Annotated in this window: 25 protein-coding genes; 1 reads left to right on the plus strand and 24 read right to left on the minus strand. The window is 44.7% G+C overall.

Going from position 1 to position 21,285, the window contains the following annotated elements; translation table 11 throughout:
* The 14 genes from ACTHMC_RS01585 to ACTHMC_RS01650 form a co-directional block, all read right to left on the minus strand.
* Positions 1-320 (minus strand): hypothetical protein (locus tag ACTHMC_RS01585; protein WP_440410254.1); only part of this gene is annotated, 320 nt, incomplete at its 3' end.
* Positions 321-338: 18 nt separating this feature from the next.
* Positions 339-581: a hypothetical protein gene (locus ACTHMC_RS01590; RefSeq protein WP_440410255.1), complete on the minus strand. Its 243-nt coding sequence runs from the start codon at positions 579-581 to the stop codon at positions 339-341.
* Positions 578-1,078: a hypothetical protein gene (locus ACTHMC_RS01595; RefSeq protein ID WP_440410256.1), complete on the minus strand. Its 501-nt coding sequence runs from the start codon at positions 1,076-1,078 to the stop codon at positions 578-580. The genes ACTHMC_RS01590 and ACTHMC_RS01595 overlap by 4 nt, the downstream gene beginning before the upstream one ends.
* 19 nt (positions 1,079-1,097) lie before the next feature.
* Positions 1,098-1,463: a hypothetical protein gene (locus ACTHMC_RS01600; RefSeq protein WP_440410257.1), complete on the minus strand. Its 366-nt coding sequence runs from the start codon at positions 1,461-1,463 to the stop codon at positions 1,098-1,100.
* A gap of 9 nt (positions 1,464-1,472) precedes the next feature.
* Positions 1,473-4,013: a primase-helicase family protein gene (locus ACTHMC_RS01605; RefSeq protein WP_440410259.1), complete on the minus strand. Its 2,541-nt coding sequence runs from the start codon at positions 4,011-4,013 to the stop codon at positions 1,473-1,475.
* 29 nt (positions 4,014-4,042) lie between these two features.
* On the minus strand, positions 4,043-4,390 hold the full coding sequence (locus ACTHMC_RS01610; RefSeq protein WP_440410260.1) for a hypothetical protein: 348 nt from the start codon (positions 4,388-4,390) through the stop codon (positions 4,043-4,045).
* A 31-nt stretch (positions 4,391-4,421) separates the two neighbouring features.
* Positions 4,422-4,712, minus strand: a complete 291-nt coding sequence (locus tag ACTHMC_RS01615) for a hypothetical protein (protein WP_440410261.1) — start codon at positions 4,710-4,712, stop codon at positions 4,422-4,424.
* A gap of 1 nt (position 4,713) precedes the next feature.
* Entirely contained in the window at positions 4,714-4,908 is a 195-nt protein-coding gene (locus tag ACTHMC_RS01620; protein ID WP_440410262.1) for a hypothetical protein, read from the minus strand.
* Positions 4,909-5,188: 280 nt separating this feature from the next.
* A complete protein-coding gene (locus ACTHMC_RS01625) occupies positions 5,189-5,386 on the minus strand; it encodes a hypothetical protein (protein WP_440410263.1) in 198 nt (65 codons plus the stop codon).
* Positions 5,373-5,693, minus strand: a complete 321-nt coding sequence (locus ACTHMC_RS01630; protein WP_440410264.1) for a hypothetical protein — start codon at positions 5,691-5,693, stop codon at positions 5,373-5,375. Before ACTHMC_RS01630 ends, ACTHMC_RS01625 begins: the two co-directional genes overlap by 14 nt.
* Positions 5,694-5,708: 15 nt before the next feature.
* Positions 5,709-6,221 (minus strand): hypothetical protein, encoded by a 513-nt coding sequence (locus tag ACTHMC_RS01635; protein ID WP_440410265.1) that lies wholly within the window; start codon positions 6,219-6,221, stop codon positions 5,709-5,711.
* Positions 6,222-6,307: 86 nt separating this feature from the next.
* The gene (locus ACTHMC_RS01640) at positions 6,308-6,433 is read right to left on the minus strand and encodes a hypothetical protein (protein ID WP_440410266.1); all 126 of its coding nucleotides are present in this window, start codon (positions 6,431-6,433) and stop codon (positions 6,308-6,310) included.
* An 11-nt stretch (positions 6,434-6,444) separates the two neighbouring features.
* On the minus strand, positions 6,445-6,633 hold the full coding sequence (locus tag ACTHMC_RS01645; protein ID WP_440410267.1) for a hypothetical protein: 189 nt from the start codon (positions 6,631-6,633) through the stop codon (positions 6,445-6,447).
* Between the two features lie 46 nt (positions 6,634-6,679).
* Complete coding sequence (locus tag ACTHMC_RS01650) at positions 6,680-6,928, minus strand: hypothetical protein (RefSeq protein WP_440410268.1); 249 nt, start codon at positions 6,926-6,928, stop codon at positions 6,680-6,682.
* A gap of 148 nt (positions 6,929-7,076) precedes the next feature.
* On the opposite strand from ACTHMC_RS01650, the gene ACTHMC_RS01655 reads away from it, so the two are divergent.
* Positions 7,077-7,499 carry a hypothetical protein gene (locus tag ACTHMC_RS01655; RefSeq protein ID WP_440410270.1) on the plus strand — a complete coding sequence of 141 codons (423 nt, stop codon included), beginning with the start codon at positions 7,077-7,079 and terminating at the stop codon, positions 7,497-7,499.
* 267 nt (positions 7,500-7,766) lie between these two features.
* On the opposite strand, the gene ACTHMC_RS01660 is transcribed toward ACTHMC_RS01655, so the two are convergent.
* From ACTHMC_RS01660 to ACTHMC_RS01705, 10 genes are all read right to left on the minus strand, one after another.
* Positions 7,767-8,678: a haloalkane dehalogenase gene (locus tag ACTHMC_RS01660; protein ID WP_440410271.1), complete on the minus strand. Its 912-nt coding sequence runs from the start codon at positions 8,676-8,678 to the stop codon at positions 7,767-7,769.
* Between the two features lie 53 nt (positions 8,679-8,731).
* On the minus strand, positions 8,732-9,319 hold the full coding sequence (locus tag ACTHMC_RS01665) for a Crp/Fnr family transcriptional regulator (protein ID WP_440410273.1): 588 nt from the start codon (positions 9,317-9,319) through the stop codon (positions 8,732-8,734).
* A 72-nt stretch (positions 9,320-9,391) separates the two neighbouring features.
* Positions 9,392-10,414, minus strand: coding sequence for a redoxin domain-containing protein (locus tag ACTHMC_RS01670; protein WP_440410274.1), 1,023 nt, complete (start codon positions 10,412-10,414; stop codon positions 9,392-9,394).
* Positions 10,415-10,464: 50 nt separating this feature from the next.
* Positions 10,465-11,631 carry a redoxin domain-containing protein gene (locus ACTHMC_RS01675; RefSeq protein ID WP_440410275.1) on the minus strand — a complete coding sequence of 389 codons (1,167 nt, stop codon included), beginning with the start codon at positions 11,629-11,631 and terminating at the stop codon, positions 10,465-10,467.
* A gap of 8 nt (positions 11,632-11,639) precedes the next feature.
* A complete protein-coding gene (locus ACTHMC_RS01680) occupies positions 11,640-13,046 on the minus strand; it encodes a RagB/SusD family nutrient uptake outer membrane protein (RefSeq protein ID WP_440410277.1) in 1,407 nt (468 codons plus the stop codon).
* Entirely contained in the window at positions 13,043-16,279 is a 3,237-nt protein-coding gene (locus tag ACTHMC_RS01685; RefSeq protein ID WP_440410279.1) for a SusC/RagA family TonB-linked outer membrane protein, read from the minus strand. The genes ACTHMC_RS01680 and ACTHMC_RS01685 overlap by 4 nt, the downstream gene beginning before the upstream one ends.
* Positions 16,280-16,612: 333 nt before the next feature.
* Positions 16,613-17,746: a FecR family protein gene (locus ACTHMC_RS01690; protein WP_440410281.1), complete on the minus strand. Its 1,134-nt coding sequence runs from the start codon at positions 17,744-17,746 to the stop codon at positions 16,613-16,615.
* Between the two features lie 88 nt (positions 17,747-17,834).
* Positions 17,835-18,410, minus strand: a complete 576-nt coding sequence (locus ACTHMC_RS01695; RefSeq protein WP_440410282.1) for an RNA polymerase sigma factor — start codon at positions 18,408-18,410, stop codon at positions 17,835-17,837.
* A 240-nt stretch (positions 18,411-18,650) separates the two neighbouring features.
* Complete coding sequence (locus ACTHMC_RS01700; RefSeq protein WP_440410284.1) at positions 18,651-19,814, minus strand: thioredoxin-like domain-containing protein; 1,164 nt, start codon at positions 19,812-19,814, stop codon at positions 18,651-18,653.
* Between the two features lie 15 nt (positions 19,815-19,829).
* Entirely contained in the window at positions 19,830-21,275 is a 1,446-nt protein-coding gene (locus tag ACTHMC_RS01705) for a RagB/SusD family nutrient uptake outer membrane protein (protein WP_440410286.1), read from the minus strand.
* Positions 21,276-21,285 lie beyond the last annotated feature (10 nt).

Genomic DNA, 21,285 nt, shown 5'->3' on the forward strand with positions numbered 1-21,285 from the left:
ATCTGGTTTTTGGAGATCCTGAAAAGCTCTGTGAAATACTCAGGACCGGGAGCTATATCCCAGTGCATGGAATGATTGTTAAGTGTCCGGTTTTTCAGCTGGCCTGCGCCCTGCATTTTCGCCTGCTTCATGCGCGCTATCGTGCTGATTGCGGGGCCTGATCCAAACCCGTCTGTTCTTGAACGGGTGGGATGACTGCCCAACGGCCAGCTGGTCACGGATATCCCGTATAGAGGATCTACCACTGCCAGGTCAAAATGATTGTCAGGAAAACAACTCATCCCGATCATGCAGTCCTCATTGAATACTTCGCTTTTCATGTTCCTGAGTTGTAGAAATTAATATGCATTGATTGCGTGTTCAAGGCGGGCAAAATTGTCATATGCTTTCTGCCTTTGCTCTGGTGTACCTCTGAAATGCTTCAGGTAGAGATCCCGGAGTTCTATAACCAGGATAATGGCTGCTACTTTGCTTTTCTCCCAGGTTATGCCCTGATTCCTGAACCGCATGATGTAGTAATGCGCCTTCAGTCTGATCTGTTTCTCCGGCGTCATCGGAAGATCATCATTATCGTGTCTCATACACGGCCTTCTATGTTTTGATCCATCGGTGTACCTGGTGCGTCACGATATAAATGATTTAGTGCTTTATACCTTTTCCATGCTAGAGCTATCCTGCCTGGATCAATTTTAAAATTTTCCAGATTTTCGCGGAACAGCTTTTCAATTATGGAAACCAATTGGTCAAAATTTGGTGGACTTGCAAGAGCATCGGAGTGTTCGGACACCTCAGCGGGCAACTGCTCATGAAAATCGGAACCAGTTCTCTCGCCGCGAATTCCTTGCTTGTCCAAAAACTCTATCAACCTCCTTTTTACGATATCCAGACGCTGGCCCTCAACTACCCACTTTTTGCCATCTTTCTCGATGGTCAACTGCATCCATACAGTTGATTCAACATTGGGACGGTGACGCGTAGTGTATTCTACTTCGTCGAAGCAAAACCACTTTACCATGTTGTAAACAAGTTGGTGCGTTGACTGAAATTCAAACGCATGTAAAGAATCTATCAGGCTCATACTTTAAGTTTTATTCTTGTTAGAAATCGTAATGCGGCGATTCGAAGTAATCATCCGGCCCAAATAATTCTGCTGGATCTTCTTCCTCATTGTCCAATAGATCAGGAGAATCCTTCTTTGTCCGGTTTAAGCGATATACACGGAGTTTTTCAACCTTTTCAGGATTGATTGTGCAGGTAAAGCCAATGGCATCCAGCCCTTTTTCATCGGCTGCGATAGCAAGCGTATCAAAACCATTGTTGTACCGCGCCTGGTGTTCATTTATATGTCTGGAATCAATTTTAATGGCTTCAAAGGGATTAGATGTGAAACCACTGAGCAGCCCCTTCCAGAATACAGGTTTGCCCGGTTCTGATCTCGAAACTGAAAGAATGATGTATTGCATGATGTTTTTTTAGAATGGTAAATCGCTTTGTAGTTCTGATGGCCCGGAGGGTGGCGGCGGTTCAGATTGTGTAGCCGGGCCGGATGCCAATGCCGCGTGTTCCGGATCAGGGCGGTAATTGTCAATCTCTTCCTGATTAAGGAATTGTGACTTCCTGAAGATGTAGGGACGCCCGTTATCCGAAACGTACACCACATCACGTATGGTGGAGCCGGTTTTTTGATCAAACCTTTTCTCGAACTTTGGATAGGAGTGACGCTTGGTAAGGAACTTTGCAATAATTTCCTTCTCAATCTCCAGTTCAGATTCAAGGTTGAACTCCCGGCGTACAAAATCCCGGGCAGCCTCATGGTCATCAAAAGTCTGCTTGGCGCGTTCCACTTCCCATTTGTGATAAAGGGACAGCCTTAAATGATCCTTCAGCAATCGTTCCAGATAGAATTCTTCCACTTTCTTACTCAGCAGATCCTCGTTAATGGCTTGCTTGGTCATGTAAATGATATCTTCCCCGGTGTGCAGGAAAAGCTCTTTAATCTTCGCTTCAATTTCCTTTACCACTTGTGGCTTGCTGAACTCAACTACTTTTTTCAGCGCTTCAGTAACGATCATATTTTTATGAAACCACATCCGGCCACGGGATCTTTCAGTGACCAACTTCCGGCTGGTAAGGAAGGACAGGAAGGCGGGAATCTCCGGGATCATAAAATCTTCCAGCAGCTTAGGTTTTTCCGTCTTGATTACGGGAACCTTCAGCACCCAATAACGAATGTCCTCTTCAGACAGGAACATGAAGTTGTCCTCGTTATTGGTGATGAATAGGAACTTAATAAAGCAGTCAATTTCAATTTGATCCTTTCCCTTTGTGTTCATGAAAATCTTATCCGCAGTGGAAAGTGATTTTACTTTCTCGACCACATGTTGCTTGTCGATCTTCGTTTCATCACAGATAACAATACTTTTAGTGGACCAGTGTCCGTTAAAGTCGTTGGACAGGTCAGAATTCCCCACTATAGCGCAGTTGGAGCCAAAAATCTGCTTCAGCAACTTTCCGAAAGTGGATTTACCGGTATTGTTCTCTTTGGATACAAGACAGATAATGGGGAGTTTTTCAGCGGGTTGCTGATACAAAATCTGAATGTAGTCAAGCCCCAATTCCCAGTTCTTATAATCATGCTTGGTTTTGGTCTCAGGGTCTGTAAAATGCACTACATTCTCACCGAAGATGTGTTTAACAAACTCAATGATGTTTGGACAGTCAGCCTCCGTGCATTCTTCCTCATCTGGCTCAAAGTCGAGTGGATTGTAAAGGTTGAAACAGCTATTGATAACCTGGTGAAAATTGACGTGATCCGGCACGTTGCAGAATTCCTCATACTTGGTGACATGCTTTATAAAATCCCGGCCATGATCATCACTGATGGTGGACTTTTGGCGAACCTTGAATTTCCGTTCCAGTTGCTTGTACTTATTGGGAACCTCAACAAACTTGAAATAGGTATCCCCAACACGGAAATAATCCTTAGCTGTACCCGGCACCAGCACCTGACATTCCCCCTTCTCATCATCATACTTGAACTTGGTGCCACGGAAAGTAAATATCTTCCCTTCTAAATCTTTACGGCGTTCCAGGTGATATAGGTAAAAGCTCGTTGCATGATCAAGCCTGAAATGAGACCATACTTTACTGGTAGAGCGGGTAATGTTGAACTTTACAAAGAAATCGCTTTTCGTACTGACCGACTGCAGGTCTGCAATGATCTCTTTAATTCGGGAAGCGCCTGTAATCAGCAAGTCATCCAATCCTTTCACATCCTCCCGTTTCACATCCTTGCCCAGGTTGGCAATGATGTTATCAATATCCAGGTGCATGAAGTACTTATCCGGATCATAATCATCGAGCAGCTGCTTGAAAGTGTTCACTGACTGGTAGAAGCCGTTCGGACGTTTGAACAGATCCACGTCCTCCCTTATTTCTTTGCTGGTGATATCGAGGCAATCACCATCAGTCAGCCATACAACGCGCTCCACCTTGCATTGCCGAATTATAGCCAGTATGTCCCTGTGTAAGCCTCCTGATTCCCTATCTTTCAAATGGGTAATGGATGCCACCCCTATGATATCGAGGCCGTGCATATAGCCCTTGAATGCCTTAAAATACCCTTCGGTGATGAACAGGGCCTTAATCGGTGTTTTCTTCTCATATTTCTCCACCAGACCGGGAGGGAGGAACGGCACCGAGCCGTGGCCTTTCGGCATTTGGTACTTCATCACCGTGCCGTCTTTCTTCACTATTGGTTTCTCCAGTCTGATAATGGACCAATCTTTCTTATATCTGCTCCCCTCAACATCTATTCTGATGGTCGTGCGATCAATTGAATAGGCCAATATTCTGATACCGGTTTCACACGCACTGAAGATTGGGAGAGGAACAAGGATATTACCCGGACCTTTAGGATCAGACTGCATTATTTCAATCTTGTTGATCTCCGGAGTAATACCCAGGGCAGCCATACGCTGCTCAAAATACTCAGTACAAAGTTTGTCACTCATGGGTTAGTAGAAATGGGAATAAGAATGGATTATAAAGCCGATAAAGCCAGGAAGATGCCGCACAACATACCGGCAATGAATGCACCAATAAAAACGATGATCCCCATCGGGAAGCCGTCACCGCTCATATTATCTGCCACTCTCTGCCACTTTGAAGGCGGTTGCTCAACTCTGTTGTCGGGGAACTTTGGCTTTACCAGCGTGTTCGTGCAGTCCATGTAGCTGATCCTGTCGGAGATATCCATCTGTACCGGTTCAGGCTTGCGGCTGGCATCGATCTCGGTGTTTTCAATGATCGATACGAGTTTGTTGTACTCCTGCTCATCGTGCAGGATCTTTTGCACGAACCCGGGTTGCGTTGACTTTTGATTTTGCATTTGAAAAGAATTTAATGGAGGGAGGTTTTGTTTACAGGCTCACCAGCTGCTTTTCCAGTTCCTGTATTTCATCATTGAGGTAAGACAGTATCAGCGCACGTACCGGCCTTATTGCATTTACTGGGATTTGAGCCTGGTTCCTTCCCCCGTCCGGCCATGAAACACTTATGAAGTTGATTTTCTCTACCTTTTCCCACACTCTGCGCTCTTCTCTGCAATTATCAAGTTCATGAACGATATTGGCACGTTGAGCATGTTTAAATTCGGCCAATTGAACGGGAGATAAGGGTTGCTCTGGTGAAGTTGTTTGTTCGTTTTGCATTTTAATTTTGTTGATCTGTGAAATGATGGGATGTAGCGCAGCTAATAACATCGAATTCTTCCATGAACTTTTCCGCAGCTTCAGCAGATGCCAGTAGAATTGAAGTTCGATCTCCGGATACCTTAAAGGGATAATTCTGCGAAACTGTGCCTGTTGTTCCTTTGTTAGTACAGGTAATAATTACTTCCTTTTCCATATTGTATTATTTGATTTTTAAAAAAGCCGCTGGCTGCGATATGAACCAGCGGCATCCATAATTCATAACTCAACATCGGTACTGCTAGATAACCGGTTTTGATTGTTATAAAAAAATGGTCCTGCTGAAATGAAAGAACTGCCGGATATAGCGCCGGACCGCTGTCTCTTTTGGCTGGGGAGCGGGGCCAATCGCTCCCCTTCACATTCCGCTTACCTTGTCAGGCGTTGTATTGCCTGCTGGCCTCCCTCTATCTTGATGTATGGTTATAGAAAGAATGCTAAAAATTGTTATTGGTCTTTCGCTCAAACTTCCGGTCACTGTGCGTCTCCCGGAAAGTGATCCACCGGTACGCATACTGGAGGTTGATCACCAGGTGAGCATACCAGGAACAGCGGTAATGCCGTTCCTTTTCATACATCCAGTATGGCATGATCCCGAAATACAGTGCGTACAGGATGGCTTTAATTCTGATCATCGGTAGGGATTTCACGTACAGGAATGAGGTCGGAAAAATTGATACGAACAGATACACGCTTACCGCAGAGGAAAGTATACAGACCAAAAGACACTTCATTTTTTTCAGTCACTGAACCGTGTATTTCAAATCCCGTTGTTGTAGGATCCCGATAGGAGATACAGCTGCCTTTCGTTGCGTAAAGAGTTTCTAAATAAGGGGAAATCTTTAACTTAAACCAGCAATCACCTGTTGAGAATAGGTGACCCGCGTCAAAGTCCTGCTTTGTGAATTTCTCACCAGGGAATTCCTTGTATTGCTTTGCCATCGAGTTGATTTTTTTTTAGGTGAGGGAATAAAAAGCCTGAAGGAATTTATCTTTTGATTCTTCAGCGCTCCATGGCGTTATCAGGTCATATTCCAGCCCACCACGCTGCATAATAACTTCGCTCCACTCCCACGATAACATAAACTCATCTGAGGATTTAACAACGATATTGAGTGGGTATTCAAAACCGAACTTCCTTGCAATTACAGCCATGAGGTCATTTTCAATAGCGAGATATTGTACCATTTCCACTTTTATTGGTTTTGGTACATCTACCAGATAGGCTTCGCTTGCATCATGAAGTAGTGCATCTAACTTGAATCTCTTATGCATCATATCTGACATCAGAACGCAGTGCTGAGCAACTGAATAGAATTTGGGGGAGTGACCACCGAACCTGCATTGGTTAGATAATGCATGTGCGATATCTTCAATGCAGATCATTGAAGCATCAGGTTCAAAAACGTTGAAGTAATGACCACTGAAAGTCCTGATACAATTGCGATGTGGCGGAAGTATTTTACCCATATTTGGAAGTTTGAATTTTTGAAAAGATGTACCGGCCATGTGCACCGGTACTGTACTAATCGACCTTAACCACCGTTCTGATTCACCTAATGATGCTGTTGGCGTTCCTGCCGTCTCCTTTGCTGGTAGTCTCTCTTCACCGATTGCCGGGCAATCACATAAGCTGCAATGAGGAAAACAGCACAACCGAGATTCATTAATAGCTGATGCATATGTCAGTGTTTTATTTTGGAGGAATATGAGGGTACATTGTATTCCAAGCCTTGATCAATGCCCTTTGTATCTCTTCTTTCGTAGCGCTTTTGGGACGGGGTGGAATCCCTGATATACCTAGCCCCACTTTACCAGGGAAGGCAACCAATAGTTCATAAATCAAATCAACTTTTCTTTTTATCTCGTCTATCTCACTCATTGGTTCCGAATTGGTTCTTTGGAATCAAATAAAGGCAAAAAAAATTTCACCCCTTTACCTTCGATGCTTTTAGAGCAGCAAGCGCCTTCTTGTTCTTAATCATTTCCTTTTCAAGTTTTCTAACTTCTGTCCACACCGCAAATCCCAAAATGACATTTTTATTTTTTCCCCGAATTAAATCAGAAACCTGAGACGGCTTGATCTGTATCCCTTTACCAGAAAGTGTTTCAGAAATAATCTGATTATAGTTTTTAGGTAATACATTCCTTTTTGGTCGGTAGTTGCTTTTGCTCATTTACTCCAAGGTTTTTGAATTCAATATATATGACATATTTTGTCCGGGAATGTCCGGAAATTGTCCGGCAATTTCCGGTTATCCGTAATTTTTACGAATGTAAACAATTTGGTTCTTACGAACCAAATAAATTTTTAAAAAAAGCTAAATGGCATTCAAGCCCTCGACATTTGATACAGCTTTTGCTAGAGTTGTCAAATACTTAGTTAAGGAAGAAATTGTTCTTTTAAAAGACATATCAGATAAACTTACAATTGTCCGGCAAAATGTAACGGATATCCTTGCATTACGAAGGGGAGTGCCAGAACACAAGATACCTACAGTGATTTATGTCCTTACAAAAGATTATAATGTCCGCCCAGAATTCCTAAGTACAGGTACAGGCGATATGTTTACCAAGCCCATCAAACCCAATTCACCTGAAGCAATTCAACTACTGAAAAAGATAAATTCTTTAGAAGAAGAAAATAAAGCACTTAAAAATCAAATTGAAAATTTAAAGGAATGGAATCAAACCCAGTCACAATTAATTGCCTTGCTTCAGAAAGAGATAAAAAAACATGAATCCTAAGCCTGTATTACCTTTCAGAGAATTGAGAGAATAAATAATTGAAAAAATAAAGTGGGCCAAAAAGTGAGCCAAATAGCAGAATAGAACAATATATTAAACGCTATGATTCAGCGCAAACACAATACGGAAAAAGGCGGGAATAATACAGAGGGTGGGTTCGAATCCCGTACGCGGTACAAGCTTAAAAGTCGCTCTGAGAGCGACTTTTGTCGTTTTAAGATATCCCGGCCAGATCCGGCCCCATTGCCGGTGTGTTCATTTTCTTATTTATCCACGCAGTTTTTTTACAAACTCAGCAATTGCATTTCCAATTTCCTCGGGGCTGTCTTCCTGTAGGAAATGTTTTCCTTTCACGGTGATCTCTGTCTGATTTGGCCAGGTGCGGCAAAACTTTCTGACACTGTCATTTTCCACGGCTCCGGGATCTGCATGGATCCAAAGTTTCGGAACAGTACTTTTTTGCAACCAGTTTCCAAATTCAGTGACCACTTCCTTCACTTCCAGCGGTGACCCATCCAAAGGGATCTGTTGAGGAAAAGTCAATGTCGGACGACGGTCCTCTCCCTCGTTGAGAAATGGCCGCCTGTACTCTGCCATTTCCGCATCGCTCAATTGCCGCATGATTCCGCCCTGCAATACTTTTTCAACAAACACATTTTCTTTTAAAATAAGTTCCTCGCCGGCTGGTGAGCGCAAAGCACGGAACAGGTCACGTACTTTGGGTTCAAATTCCTCCCACGTGAAAGGGATGGCCAGAGCTTCCATATGAACGATCCCCTGAACGCGTGAACGGTTTTGACTGGCCCAGTCAAAGCCCAATACGGAGCCCCAGTCGTGCAGCACGAGGGTCACATTTTTTTCAAGTTTCAATTCTTCCCAAAGTGCGAAAAGGTAGTCGCGCTGCTCCAGGTAAGAGTATCGCCCGGGCCCGGAGTCAGATAGTTTTTCCGAGTCGCCCATTCCGATCAAATCACAGGCGATCAGGCGGCCCAGCCCACGGCAATAGGGCATGATGTTCCGCCAGAGGTAGGAGGAAGTAGGATTACCATGCTGAAACACGATAGGATCACCTTCTCCTTCGTCGATATACGCCATTCGGCGGCCTTTGATGGTAATGTATTTTTTATCTGCGAATGGCTTGTCATTGAAAACGCTCTGATGTGTGGTTTTGCTTTCCATTTTGTTTTTTCAGCAAAGCAACAACGGTAAGCTGCGCAGGAAAATAAGGTAGTTTAAGATTTTTTTCGAATCATATTCGCTTTCATCTGGCTAAAGAATTCCGGTGTAATGCCTATATAGGATGCGATGTATTTTTGAGGGATCCGGCTTTCAAGGCCGGGATAGTATTTTCTGAATAAGTCATACCTTCCTTCGGCCGGTTGAGAAAGATTGGCGTTTATCCTGTTCTGATGAAACACGAATGCGTTTTGAAACAATATCCTGAAAAACCGTTCAAACTTTGGCGCCTGCTGGTATAAAAGTTCCAGTTTGTCTTTACTGATCTGCAATACCGTTGAGGGTTCCAGAGCCTCTAGCGTATTTGAACTTTGCAGTCCTGATAAGAAGCTATGCAGATCCCCACTGCACCACCAATCCTCCGGTGCAAACATCAGAACATGTTCTTTACCGCCTGTGTCAATGGTGTATGTTCGCAGGCAGCCACTCAGCACAAAGAACTGATGCCTCGCTATATCTCCTTCTTTCAGCAACTGTTCTTTTCTTTTAACGGTCCTGGACACTGCCAGGGATAAAAGAATATCCATTTCTTCACTGGTGGGTTCAATGTGGCGCCGTATGTTTCCGGTGATAAATTCCCTCATATATCATAAATATCGGAAACAGTTCCGGCTTTTGCTGCTACTTCCTTCGCTGGTGTCTGTATCCGCAGCAGGTCATTGCCCCAAAATCTTTTCAAGTAATTCCAACAACGCTTTGCCACGCAGGTTCTTTGCAAGGATCTTACCATCAGGGCCGATCAGGAAGTTCTGCGGGATGCTATGCACTGAATACAGCATCGCTGCCCGGTTTTTCTCCTTCAGATCTGAAACATTGGTCCAGACCAGGCCATCTTTCCGGATGGCTTTTATCCAATTTTTTTTCCCGCTCAACTGATCCAACGATACGCTAAGGATCGTAAAGTTTTTCTTTTTATATTTTTCATAAGCATCTGCCAGGTAGGGGCTTTCGGCCCTGCATGGCGGGCACCAGCTTGCCCAGAAATCCAGCAGCACAAATTTCCCTTTGAAATTATGCAGGGAAACTGGCTTACCGGTTGTATCCGGCATCGTAAAATCAGGCGCAACTGCCCCTATATCCACCTTTTTCAAGCTGGCGATTCTTCTGGCATATTCAATCCCGGATTGAGAGGACCGGATCCTCGGTGAAAGAATATTGAAAAGTGGCTCAACCAAAGCCAGGTCCGGATATTCTCCGCCAATAATATTGAGTGCTTCCAGGCTGATGTAAGAATCCGGGTGGGATTTAATAAAACCGGTATAAGCCTTTGCCGGCTCATCAATCGCTAAGGCCGCTTTCAATACCGACTCATCCCGGTTGAGTGGGCCGCCGGTAACCCGGGCATTATCGAGAGAGTCATCACTGACAATCGTAACAATTTCCGCGTCCATAAAAAACCGCAAAAATTCCACATCCTCGTAAATACCTCCTGATCTGCTTATTTTCAGGTAGGCTACCAGATCTGGCCGCGGGGAAATTCCATGAAATGCAAATACCCCATTATCCGGCACTGCGGAGTCAGTTTTCATTCCTGCGGCTGCTTCATAAATGAGATAAGCTTTAGCCGGAGCAGCAAGAGCTCCTATCTTACCTTTAACAGTGAATCTGAAAGATTGCGCTTCTAAAACAGCGGGTGAAAAAATCTGCAGAAAGAATATAAAAACAGTAATCCTTACCATTTCCAGATGATTTTAAGTGACGCGTGATTTTCCACGCCGGCAATGACTCGTTATTTGATCAGTTCAGCTAATTTTCTTTTCAGCTCTTCTCCGCGAAGATTGATGGCCACTACAAGGCCCTGGGGATCCAACAGGTAATTCCGGGGAACGGCTTTTACAGAATACAAAAGCGCCACTTCATTTTTCCAGCCTTTCAGGTCGGATACATGGGTCCAGGCCAATCCATCTTTGTGGATAGCTTTAAGCCATAGCTCCTTCTCTCCCGAATCCAGCGAAACACCCAGCACGGTAAAGCCTTTTGATCGATACTCGTTATATGCATCCACTACAAGCGGGTTTTCTTCCCTACATGGCGCGCACCAGCTTGCCCAAAAATCAATCAGCACATATTTTCCCCTGAAATCCTTCAACGACACCAGGTTGCCAGCGGTATCCGTCTGTTCAAAATCAGGAGCAACCATTCCAACTTCAACACTTACACCTTTCTTCATCAACGTATAGAATGCGATCCCCTGCTTACTGGAACGCACCTTTGCATCAAGCGAATTATAAAGCCGTTCAATTTCGCTTAATGAAGGCGTTATGAAACTGGCATTGAGCAGGATAGAAGATTCAGATCTCGCATAACATTCCAGTACAAAAAGACTCATTAAAGCACCAGGATTATCCCTGATAAATTTTTTGTAGATATCTATCTGCTCACTGCCGATAGCCGCCAGTTTCTTATCGCTGTTTTGTATGTACTCATCGGAAGCTCGCTGTTCTTCCGATGCTGAACTGAATTCCTTATTGAATTGCCTCAAGGCTTCATAGTTAGACTTCAACTGATGTAACAACCTGGAATAGTCCGCCTGCACAGTACCTCCTGTAACTGTAGCATTCTCCAGCGAATCAGCGCTTGTAACAGCTATTTTCCCTGGCTCCAGGTAGAAATTGATACTGGAAGTTTTGGCGTAAGGATCATCACTGTACTGACCAGTGCCATCATAACTGATTAGAATAGTGGCAGGTTTAACTTCACTCACAGAACCGCTGAAACGGAATACGCCGTTTCTGATAATTGTTGAGTCTGTTTTATCGTCAGCAAATAAATAGACAGTAGCCGGTGGTTGTAACCTTCCTACTTTTCCATAGATGCTGTATTTATTTTGCTGGGCAATGAGTGTTAAGGGAAATAAGAGTACAAAAAGAACGATCGAAAATTCAATACGTTTCATAAATATTTTTATGGATTGGGTTTTAAAAATGGATTCGCCTGCATTTCAGCCACGGGAATGGGGAATAGTGCCGCATTTGTTTTCCAGCCAGGCTTAACAGCTCCTAAAACCGCATCTATCTCTCCGGTACGCTTTAAATCGAACCAGCGGTTACCCCATTCACAAAACATTTCAACCTGTCGTTCATGAAGGATAGCATTCAAAGCGATTTCTCCTGAGCTGGTTTCGATATCTCCAAGGCCTGCCCGGAACCTTACCTTATTCAAATCTTCCAGGGCTGAGGATGTCTCGTCCAGTCTTGCCAACGCCTCTGCACGCACCAGGTAAATATCCGCCAGTCTCAGCATCATATAATCTTCCCTCGGGGTCTGCTCTGCACTTGTGTTTTTGTATTTGTTTGGATAATAATAGGTAACAATTGTTCCTCCTTCGTCTACGTCACTCACACCGGTCCAATGGACCATTCGCAGGTCATCAGGCTCAAATGCAGCCATGAGTTGCGGCGACAAAATATAATTAGGCTTGTAACCGGCAGTATAGGGAATAAAGGTTGCGCCCTCAGGCGTCTGCTGATAGGTACCATTAGCCGGCAGTTGCCAGATGGCTTCTGTGCTGCCGGTCAAAAAAACATCATCAAGATTCTCTTCCAGTTTGTAATCGGGAGATGCTATCACATCGTTTGCAGCGTTGATGGCTTCCTCATATTTCCCGAGATATAAACAGACCTTTGCCAGTAATGCCTGCGCAACTCCGAGGTTTGGACGCGCGTGGCCTTCCGACGGATAGTCTGAAGTTAATACCTGGGTGGCATCGGTAAGGTCACTTACAATGAAATTGTACACTTCTGTGACCGATGCCCTCGGAATATTACGGGTTGCAGTGTAGTCAATGGAGGTAATTATCGGAACACCTGCCCACAGATTGACCATCTGATAATAATAAAATGCACGATTGACTTTCAGTTCCGCTATCAAGCGTTTTTTAAGTCCATCGCTGATTGCCTTTGTGCCTTCAATTCCCCGCAGGCAAATATTGATCTGAAAAATATTTTTATAGGCAGCAGACCACATTGAACGTACAACCGGGTTGTCCGGCAAAATATTGTTATTGAAAAATGAAGGGGCGATATAGATGTCATTTCCAGGCATCAGCTCGTCGCTTGCCAGTCCTGTATAAACAGTAATGGCGCCGCTGCCGAACTCCGTACCGTTAAAGGATGTAGCATAGTTACTGTACACTGCCGCAACAGCAGCCAAGATATTGGAGCTATCGGCAAACACCCGGTCAACGGACAGTTGATTGGACGGATCAGTGGGTATCTCAATCAATTTCTTGCAGGAAGTGGCGAAGCATCCTATTGAAAAGATTACCAGCGTATATATATTGAGTGGAAGACTATTGTAATTCATTCTCATAAGTTGATATTAATACCAAGTGCTACCGTTCTTTGCAGAGGGAAGCTAAATAAGTTGTTCAGTTCAGGATCACCTACCTTATAGCCGGTGATTAAAAACAGGTTTTGTCCGTTTACAAAAAACCTGGCATCGGCCACCCCTAATTTGCTGCAAAAAGCCGTTGGCAGCGTATAGGAAACAGACGCCGTTCGCAGTCTTATATAAGAGCCATCGCTATAGGCGCCGGACGATTGAGTGAAATAGAATGCTGTATTGTATGCTTCACCGTATGAAGCTGTCAGTTTTTGAATGGAAGTAACCTGGCCAGGCGTGGTCCATCGGTCTAAAATGTCTACCGGTGCATTGATCAACCCTCCGGGCTTAATACCGGAATACATAGCTCTCAGATAGTTTACCTGCTGTTGCTTTTGAAACTGGAATAGAAAATAGATACTTAGATTTTTGTATGTTATGGTGTTTGCAAGTCCTCCCATGAACTGGGGATCCAGATTGGAGATTTTTTCATAATCGCCACCTTGTGATGGAACGCCATAAATGGGATTTGCAGTTACTTCACCTTTGCTGGTATAGAATTCGAAAATACCAGTTTCAGGGTTCACTCCTTTCAATCGGAAACCTTTCACGATATTGACCGACTCGCCGATCGTATAAAGTATTCCATAAGGAGATTCTTCCAGGCCTGGGAAGGCAATAAGTTTGTTGCGATTGCCGGAGATATTGAGGCTGGTGCTCCAGGAGAAATTTTTGGTGGTAATATTCCTTGAGGTCAGACTGAATTCCAGGCCCTGATTCTGAATAACAGCATTGAAGTTGGACAATACAGAACCGAAGCCGGTCTGAGAAGGCAAGGTATAATCAACAAGTTGATTGCCGATCCGGTCACGATAATAAGTAACGTTGAGCAACACACGATCACCCCAAAATCCCAGGTCCAGTGCTGCATTGAACGACTGCTTGCTGTCCCAGCCATAATCAGGATTGAACAGGTTCTGTACAAACAAAGGTTTCAGTCCCTGGAAATCAGGTGTATAATTTTCGGTCCTGAACAATTGCTGGTATTGGTATGGAGTGGTGGCATCTGAACCCACCGTACCGTAGCTCCCCGATAATTTTCCGTAAGAAATAATGCGGCTGGCCCGCTCGAAAAACCGTTCATTTGAAAAGATCCAGCCCAATCCTGCTGATCCAAAATTTCCGAACTGTCTTCCCGGGCCAAAATTACTGGACGCATCCCTTCTTCCAGAGACCTGCAGGATATATTTCTGATCATGCGTATAACTTAATCTCGCAAAAGCCCCGGCATATTTGTATGGGTTATCTGAATCCACTGCCTCTATTCTTCCTGCGGAAGCAATGGAACCCATTAAAGCCTCATCGCTATAGTTAGTGCCCTGCAACTGAACATTGGAAACAGCATTGCTTTTGTATGTGCCACCTATAAGCGCGGTTAATGATCCGTTACCGAAATTCCGTTGATATTCAAGTTGCGGCTCTATATTGATTGTTTCAAAGACTGTATTTGAAAAAACAGATTTGGACACAGGATTTTCTGACGGATCAATGGTGCTGGCCGGCATTCGTTGTTCCTGATCACTGACTATCCGGCTATACCCTGCATTGATATTGAATTTGAGGCCATCCAAAATATTATATCCCAGCACAAGGGAGTTTGTCATATTATACACCTGCAACAGGCTGGGTTGTTTTAAACTTGCTATACTTTGAACATACCTGCCGGTATTAAAGCCCTTGAAGTTCCAGTTTGGTTTTCCAAATGCATCCAAAAGGTCCGGGAAATTGGGAGGTGTCAGCATGGCGGACACAAGGCTTGCTGATGCTGACGTGTTATTTTTCTGATAGGAATAATCGTAACCGAATCCGATTGTAAAGCGATCGTCGGCACTTTTATAATTCACTTTTGAATGCAGGGTAAACCGCTTGTCTGCAAAGTTGCCAGGGAAATTATATTCAGCTTTGGTATAACCTGTAGAAACGAAAAAGGTGGTTTTACCGGAGCCTCCGGATAAACTTACATGTGCATTGTTGGTATTGGATGTATTACCAAGATAAAACCTGTACCAATCGGTCTGTCTGTTCTGATCAAAAAGCAGTAGATCCGGGAATTCTGCAGGAGAAGCCGTTGACAGATCGATACCATCATTTACCAGGGCCTCGCGCCGGTAAGCCAGGTATTGTTCTGTGTTCAGCAGGTGGATCTTTCTTGTTGCTGTATTGAAAGCGGTATTATAAGTGGCCTGAATTTTTAATTTGCCGGTCTTGCCTTTTTTTGTGGTTATCAATATCACGCCGTTGGCACCTTGTGTACCATAAATAGCAGTTGCGGAAACATCCTTCAATATGCTTATACTCTCGATATCAGCTGGGTTGATGCCATTGAAAGGGCTGGAGCCACCAAAGTCATCCGCTAATCCGCCATATCCGCCCAGCGAATACAATGCGCTGAGGTTTGCATTCTGTGCTGCAACCGGAACACCGTCGATGATGAATAGTGGTTGACTGTAGGGTTTAACGGCACTGCCGGCATTCTGTGACAATGAATTCTGTCCCCTGATCTGGATCCTGATGGCAGCGCCCGGTGCACCTGACGCCTGAGTTACATTCAATCCCGGCACCTGGCCCTGCAGGGCGGCCAGGGGATTTAATACTGGTTGTTTTTCAATATCCTCGGCTTTTACGGTACCCACAGCCCCGATTGCCAGCCGGCGGCTTTCCGTACCATATGCAACGATCCGTACTTCATCGAGTACTGAAATAACGGCATCCAGTAAAATTTCCCCCATCTTCGCGGTGGCCGGAAGTTCTTTTGTTTTGAACCCGATACAGGAAATGATAATGACCGGTTTCTCCCCGGCAGCTTTAATCAGAAAATCGCCGTTGGCAGATGAAACTACTGAAAGATTTGTTCCTTTTACTGTAATGGTAGCACCACTGATAGCATTGCCTTTCGCGTCTACAATTCTACCGGACACTTCCATTAGTGGTAAAGGAGCTTCGGGATTTGCCGGGGAACCGGCTTCCCTTCTGGATATCACCACAAATTTATCTTCGATGGAATATGTCAGGCGCTGGTTTTTGAATAGCTGATCCAGAACTGTTGTCAGTTCAACATTCTTCACGTTGATGGTTACCCGATCACTTTCTTTCATCAGATCATGGGAAATAAAAAAATCAACGCCGGCCTGTGCTTTGATCTTCTTAAAGACTTCCGACAATGGTGCATTTTTTACTGACAACGTAATTTTCTGAGCATAGCCAGCTGCACTAACCTGTAACATGCATACAATTAATAAAAAGCTGGTAATTCGCATTATAAGCAGGGTTTTACGGTATAGCCGCATTGGCATACCAGTTTGTCTGGTACAAAATCTATACATTCGTGTTTGTTTTGGTTGAAGCAACAGGCCTTAGTTTTCGAGGCGAGGGCATATTGCGTTATAACGGTTGATTATTTCAATTAGCCGGGCCAAACCTGACCGGGAATGACTTCATTCCCGGCCTTATTTTACCCTTCGGGGTGCTTACGTTTTTCGCATATTAATGATGCTTTATTCCTTCGGTTGATATTTAGTGACATATACTGTTCTTCCTGTAATCCTGAAATACACTTCCCTGCTCTTTTCCATCATCCTCAGTACCTGGCTCAGGTTCCGTGCTCGTGATACAGAGCCATACCATTTTGCATCCGGGCGGTCGCCTTCGTATATCACCTCCACGTCATACCACCTGGCGATAAGCCGCATTATATCTTCAATCCTTTTATTATCAAACTGAATGTCTCCGTTGATCCAGGCCACTTCACCTCCGGCATCCACCTGGGTAACTTTCAATCCGGTTCCATTTATAACAGCTTGCTCACCTGGCTTGATGATCACCGATCCGCCTTCTTTCACTGATACTTTCACGGCCCCCTCCAACAGGGTGGTGCGGCCCGACTGCTCGTCTTCGTAAGTATTGACATTGAAATGTGTTCCCAAAACTTCCACTTCCTGTGCATCGGACTTTACAACAAAAGGATGGCTGAGATCTTTCGAAATCTCGAAATATCCCTCTCCCTTTAACTGAACCGTTCTTTTACCGTTTTCTATCAGTGAAGGAGTATATTTCAGACTGGAGGCTGCGTTCAGATATACCAGTGAGCCATCCGGCAGCCGTACCTGGTAGGTTTCCCCCTTTGCGGTTGTCAGTGTGTTAAAGGCGCCATCTTCGCGGCCCGTACCTGCGATGGAATATACCAACTGACCATTCGCAGATTTGGAAATGGTAACGCCTGCTTCGCTGGCGAGTTCACCATTTGCAGCATCGTGCAGCCGGATCTGTTTACCATTGGCCAGTGTTAGCGTAGCCCCGGATATACCAGGCGATACATCTGATTGGGTGATCGTTAGCGGATCGCTTCCTTTTCCTTTATCAGGCTGGAAGTAATAGAATGCCGCCACGGAAATAATGAATAATACAGCGCTGGCAACCGCTAACCGGGGCCATATATTTTTTACACGGAATTCCCTCCGGGCCTGGATCGTTTGCCACATTTCTGCCTTTATCCGCTCGATATCCAGGTTACTGTCTATCTCTTCATCGTTCCCATATTTCATGAACCAGGCTTCAACCAGTACTTTTTCTTCCGGCGTGCAGGTTCCCAGCTTATATCGTTCAATGATTTGGATAGCAGGATTATTCATCTTTTTTACATTTACGTATCATGGCTTCATATTATGACAGATGAATAACGGGTTGGGGGTACGGCAGGATAGAAAATATATTGGGGACCTAACGCAGGAGATACGCAAGGTAGATCATCAGCCCCAGCCGTAAACGTAAGATCTTCAGTGCCCGCTTAACCTGTGTTTTAACGGTTTGTTCAGAGATTCCCAGTTGTTCGGCTATTTCCCTGTGGCTCATTTGTTCTTTCCGGCTTAGCAGGAAAACTTCGCGCATTTTCTCCGGGAGCAAGCGGATCTCATGATCAATAATATCTGTAAGTTCTTTTTCCATCAACAGCTCATCCGCGTCCTGTGCGTATTTCGCCAGGTAGTCTTCAAAAGACCTGATGTAAGCTGTCTGGTATTTCCGGTGTACAAATATGTTAAGTGCCCTGTTGTGAACAGATTTATAGAGGTATGAGGAGAGGGAAGAATGAAGGTCCAGTTCCCTGTGTTTTTTCCATAAAACAACGAAGATCTCCTGCACAACGTCTTTGGCGTCCTGTTCGTTTTTCAGTTTGCGGATGGCAAAGAGGAATAATGGACCACTGTACCGGTCGTAAATTTGCTTGAACGCTTTGTCGTCACTGCGTTTAAGTAAACCCAGCAGTTCATGGTCAGTATGTTGGCTGTAATTTGACATTCAAGTGGACTAAACGCCAGACTTACTTTTGATTGATTAATACTCCTACAATATTAAATAAATTTCAACGAGTTGACCTCTGTTTGTTTTTAAGCTGGTATACTATATCAGCCAGTTCAGGCTACTATTATAGGTTTCAGAATTTTGTCCTTCTCTATTTTCTACCAAAGAAAAAAGGCGGATCTTCCTGAAGAAGATACCGCCCTTTATACCGGAACAAGATCCTGCATACCGGCTTACCTACGGCTTAGGGGTTAGCAGCAAGGCTTTCAGTTTTGCATCGAGCTCTGAATAAAACAGATCGGTTCCAACAATCGTTTTTGTGCTCATATCTATCAGAAAATTATGAGGAACACTTGTGATCAGGTATCTGACTGCAAGGTCGCCTTTTGCTCCTTTCAGTTCGCTTAGATGGATCCATTCACCTACATTGTCTTCCCGGATAGCTGCCATCCACTTATCATACGAATTATCAATCGATACGGAAACGATATTGAAGCCGGCATCCTTGAATTGATGATAGGCCTCGCGCAGAAAAGGATGCTGGATACGGCATGGACCGCACCAACTGGCCCAGAAGTCCAGGAGCACATATTTATCCTTCAGGCTCGCAAACTCAACCATCCGGCCGGCAGTATCAGGCAATTTAAAATCGAGGGCCTTCTTTCCCACACTGAAGACGTCCTTTTTGTCCAGCAGTTCTTTCAGTGTTACGCCCATGGGTAGCTGCCGCATTTCAGGCGACAGTCTTTCAAAGAACGGCCGGGTCGGTTTATTCGTCATTGCGCCGGGACTTTCAAAATCGTACACGGCCAATAGCGAGACTGGTGAGTTGGGGCGCGCCTTCAATATTCCGTCAAGAAATTTCTTTTCCTCTATGCTCAATAGTCTTAATTGTTCTCTGTAAATAGCAACGCTATCACTCTTTCCTTCTCTTTCCAGCCGGTAGATACCCATATTCACGGGCCGAAGGCGGTCGTACAATTTGTTGAGTTCTTTGCGATAAGCAATATATTCATCGTGCAGGGAAGATCCTTTAACCAAAGCACTGCTCAGGGAATCCTTCGCATAGAGGCTTACCCTGGCTCCGGCTTCAAGAAAAAGCCTGTAGGTCCTTGTTTGCTGCAATTCATAAGTTACGCGTGCAGTATCGTTACCGGGACTGTACGTAAGCGTTATTTGGGTTGGATATTCTAACATGCCTTTAAGCATAAAACTACCATTCTCCAGACGTACGCTGTCCCTGACACTTTTTGTACCCACATTATATCTGGCATGGATCATACCATCCTTGCCGCCCTGGAATCTCCCCTTCAATTCATATCCTGTCTGGGCATGTACCAGTTGGGACAAAAGAAGTAAAACCGCGACACCAATTTTAGAAGCTGTATGTTTTCTGTTCATGATCATAATGCTGGCTTAAGGGTTGTTTTTCATGCCTGGATTCTGGTTCATCACTTTAAGCGGGAACCTTAATGTGTAACGGTCTTTTTTTAGCTGGAACCTGGCTTCTTCATTACCTGCGGCATTGTACAGCACATGCTCATAAGTCTGTGCAGCAAACAGCGGGTCCACTGAAAGTCGGCGCATATCGAACCAGCGGAATCCTGTGAAAGCAAATTCACGAAGGCGTTCTTCTATCACAAAGCGGATCAGTTCATTCTGATCGGTGATGGTCACCTCTGCATCCTGTGCAGGCATCCGCTTGCTCCGGAGCGTCTCAAGATCAGTTATGGCTTTGTCCAGCTCACCTGTACGGGCATAACATTCCGCACGCAGCAGGTAAAGCTCCGGCATGCCGATACCGATGGCCACCACATTTGTAGGGGCGTATTTTCTGACAGCACCGGGTATGGTGATTTCCGTACCTGGTGAAGAGAAGGCTGGTCTCCGCGTATAAAACAACCTGCGCATATCATTGGCGCCGAACAGATCATAGACTTCCTTTTTCAGCAACAATACATTGTGCTGATAGTGAACCAGTGAAGAATATTGCCGGGAGAAAAGCGTTTCGGTACTCGCCCATGGCAATGGAGCACCGATATAACTGTTTACTGTTGTAGGAAAATACCAACTGCCACCGGGTGCCAGCAATGTATTATAATCATAGAGTGCCAAAGGAAGGTTGGCATCGGGCAGATGGCTGAAAGCGTTTTCCAGTAAAGGAAGCGCCTGTTGAAATTTCCCCATGAACATATACACTTTTCCCAACAATGCCTCGGCTCCCGCCTGTGTCATCCTTGAGCGCGCATCATTGTTGCGGGGTAACAACGGCATTGATTCATTTATCTCTTTTATGATGAAATCATACACTTCCTGCACGCTGGACCTGCGGAATTCAGTTAATGTAGCATCTGCCTGCAATACAATAGGAACGCCAGGATCAGCTGAAGCAGTGGCCGGATCATACGGCTTTCCATAATAATTGATGAACTGAAAAAAACTCCAGGCCCGGGTGGCACGCGCTTCTGCCCGCAGGGCTTCTTTCTCTGCATCAGTACCTCGTTCAGAAGTCATCACTTCATTGATGATCTTGTTAAGCAGGTAGATCTGTGCCATCAGGCTGTTGAGTTCCGGAGCATCAGTTTCTTCATCATACAGGTCGTCTGCCCAGCGGAAAGCCCGTTGGTAGCCCAGTGACTCTGAATTCAGGAAGGAGCTCATCGCCACCACTTCATCCCCGAGAAACATCTGGAAATCAGAAAAGCCCATTGCCAGGAGGGTACCGTTGTAAAACAGGTTCCTGTAGTCTTTGGTTTGTTTAGCAATGATGCGCCCTTTGGGATCTACTTCCAGAAAGGATTTGGAGCAGGAGGAGAGCAATCCTATGCTTATGACTGCGACAAATATTTTAAGATATCTCATAATTTTTTTA

The organism is Pseudobacter sp., from assembly GCF_051955275.1.
Lineage (GTDB): Bacteria > Bacteroidota > Bacteroidia > Chitinophagales > Chitinophagaceae > Pseudobacter.

Coding starts and splice junctions, on each gene's coding strand:
- ACTHMC_RS01590 (WP_440410255.1), bottom strand. CDS start 581: ATGAGACACGATAATGATGATCTTCCGATGACGCCGGAGAAACAGATC.
- ACTHMC_RS01595 (WP_440410256.1), bottom strand. CDS start 1,078: ATGAGCCTGATAGATTCTTTACATGCGTTTGAATTTCAGTCAACGCAC.
- ACTHMC_RS01600 (WP_440410257.1), bottom strand. CDS start 1,463: ATGCAATACATCATTCTTTCAGTTTCGAGATCAGAACCGGGCAAACCT.
- ACTHMC_RS01605 (WP_440410259.1), bottom strand. CDS start 4,013: ATGAGTGACAAACTTTGTACTGAGTATTTTGAGCAGCGTATGGCTGCC.
- ACTHMC_RS01610 (WP_440410260.1), bottom strand. CDS start 4,390: ATGCAAAATCAAAAGTCAACGCAACCCGGGTTCGTGCAAAAGATCCTG.
- ACTHMC_RS01615 (WP_440410261.1), bottom strand. CDS start 4,712: ATGCAAAACGAACAAACAACTTCACCAGAGCAACCCTTATCTCCCGTT.
- ACTHMC_RS01620 (WP_440410262.1), bottom strand. CDS start 4,908: ATGGAAAAGGAAGTAATTATTACCTGTACTAACAAAGGAACAACAGGC.
- ACTHMC_RS01625 (WP_440410263.1), bottom strand. CDS start 5,386: ATGATCAGAATTAAAGCCATCCTGTACGCACTGTATTTCGGGATCATG.
- ACTHMC_RS01630 (WP_440410264.1), bottom strand. CDS start 5,693: ATGGCAAAGCAATACAAGGAATTCCCTGGTGAGAAATTCACAAAGCAG.
- ACTHMC_RS01635 (WP_440410265.1), bottom strand. CDS start 6,221: ATGGGTAAAATACTTCCGCCACATCGCAATTGTATCAGGACTTTCAGT.
- ACTHMC_RS01640 (WP_440410266.1), bottom strand. CDS start 6,433: ATGCATCAGCTATTAATGAATCTCGGTTGTGCTGTTTTCCTCATTGCA.
- ACTHMC_RS01645 (WP_440410267.1), bottom strand. CDS start 6,633: ATGAGTGAGATAGACGAGATAAAAAGAAAAGTTGATTTGATTTATGAA.
- ACTHMC_RS01650 (WP_440410268.1), bottom strand. CDS start 6,928: ATGAGCAAAAGCAACTACCGACCAAAAAGGAATGTATTACCTAAAAAC.
- ACTHMC_RS01655 (WP_440410270.1), top strand. CDS start 7,077: ATGGCATTCAAGCCCTCGACATTTGATACAGCTTTTGCTAGAGTTGTC.
- ACTHMC_RS01660 (WP_440410271.1), bottom strand. CDS start 8,678: ATGGAAAGCAAAACCACACATCAGAGCGTTTTCAATGACAAGCCATTC.
- ACTHMC_RS01665 (WP_440410273.1), bottom strand. CDS start 9,319: ATGAGGGAATTTATCACCGGAAACATACGGCGCCACATTGAACCCACC.
- ACTHMC_RS01670 (WP_440410274.1), bottom strand. CDS start 10,414: ATGGTAAGGATTACTGTTTTTATATTCTTTCTGCAGATTTTTTCACCC.
- ACTHMC_RS01675 (WP_440410275.1), bottom strand. CDS start 11,631: ATGAAACGTATTGAATTTTCGATCGTTCTTTTTGTACTCTTATTTCCC.
- ACTHMC_RS01680 (WP_440410277.1), bottom strand. CDS start 13,046: ATGAGAATGAATTACAATAGTCTTCCACTCAATATATATACGCTGGTA.
- ACTHMC_RS01690 (WP_440410281.1), bottom strand. CDS start 17,746: ATGAATAATCCTGCTATCCAAATCATTGAACGATATAAGCTGGGAACC.
- ACTHMC_RS01695 (WP_440410282.1), bottom strand. CDS start 18,410: ATGTCAAATTACAGCCAACATACTGACCATGAACTGCTGGGTTTACTT.
- ACTHMC_RS01700 (WP_440410284.1), bottom strand. CDS start 19,814: ATGAACAGAAAACATACAGCTTCTAAAATTGGTGTCGCGGTTTTACTT.
- ACTHMC_RS01705 (WP_440410286.1), bottom strand. CDS start 21,275: ATGAGATATCTTAAAATATTTGTCGCAGTCATAAGCATAGGATTGCTC.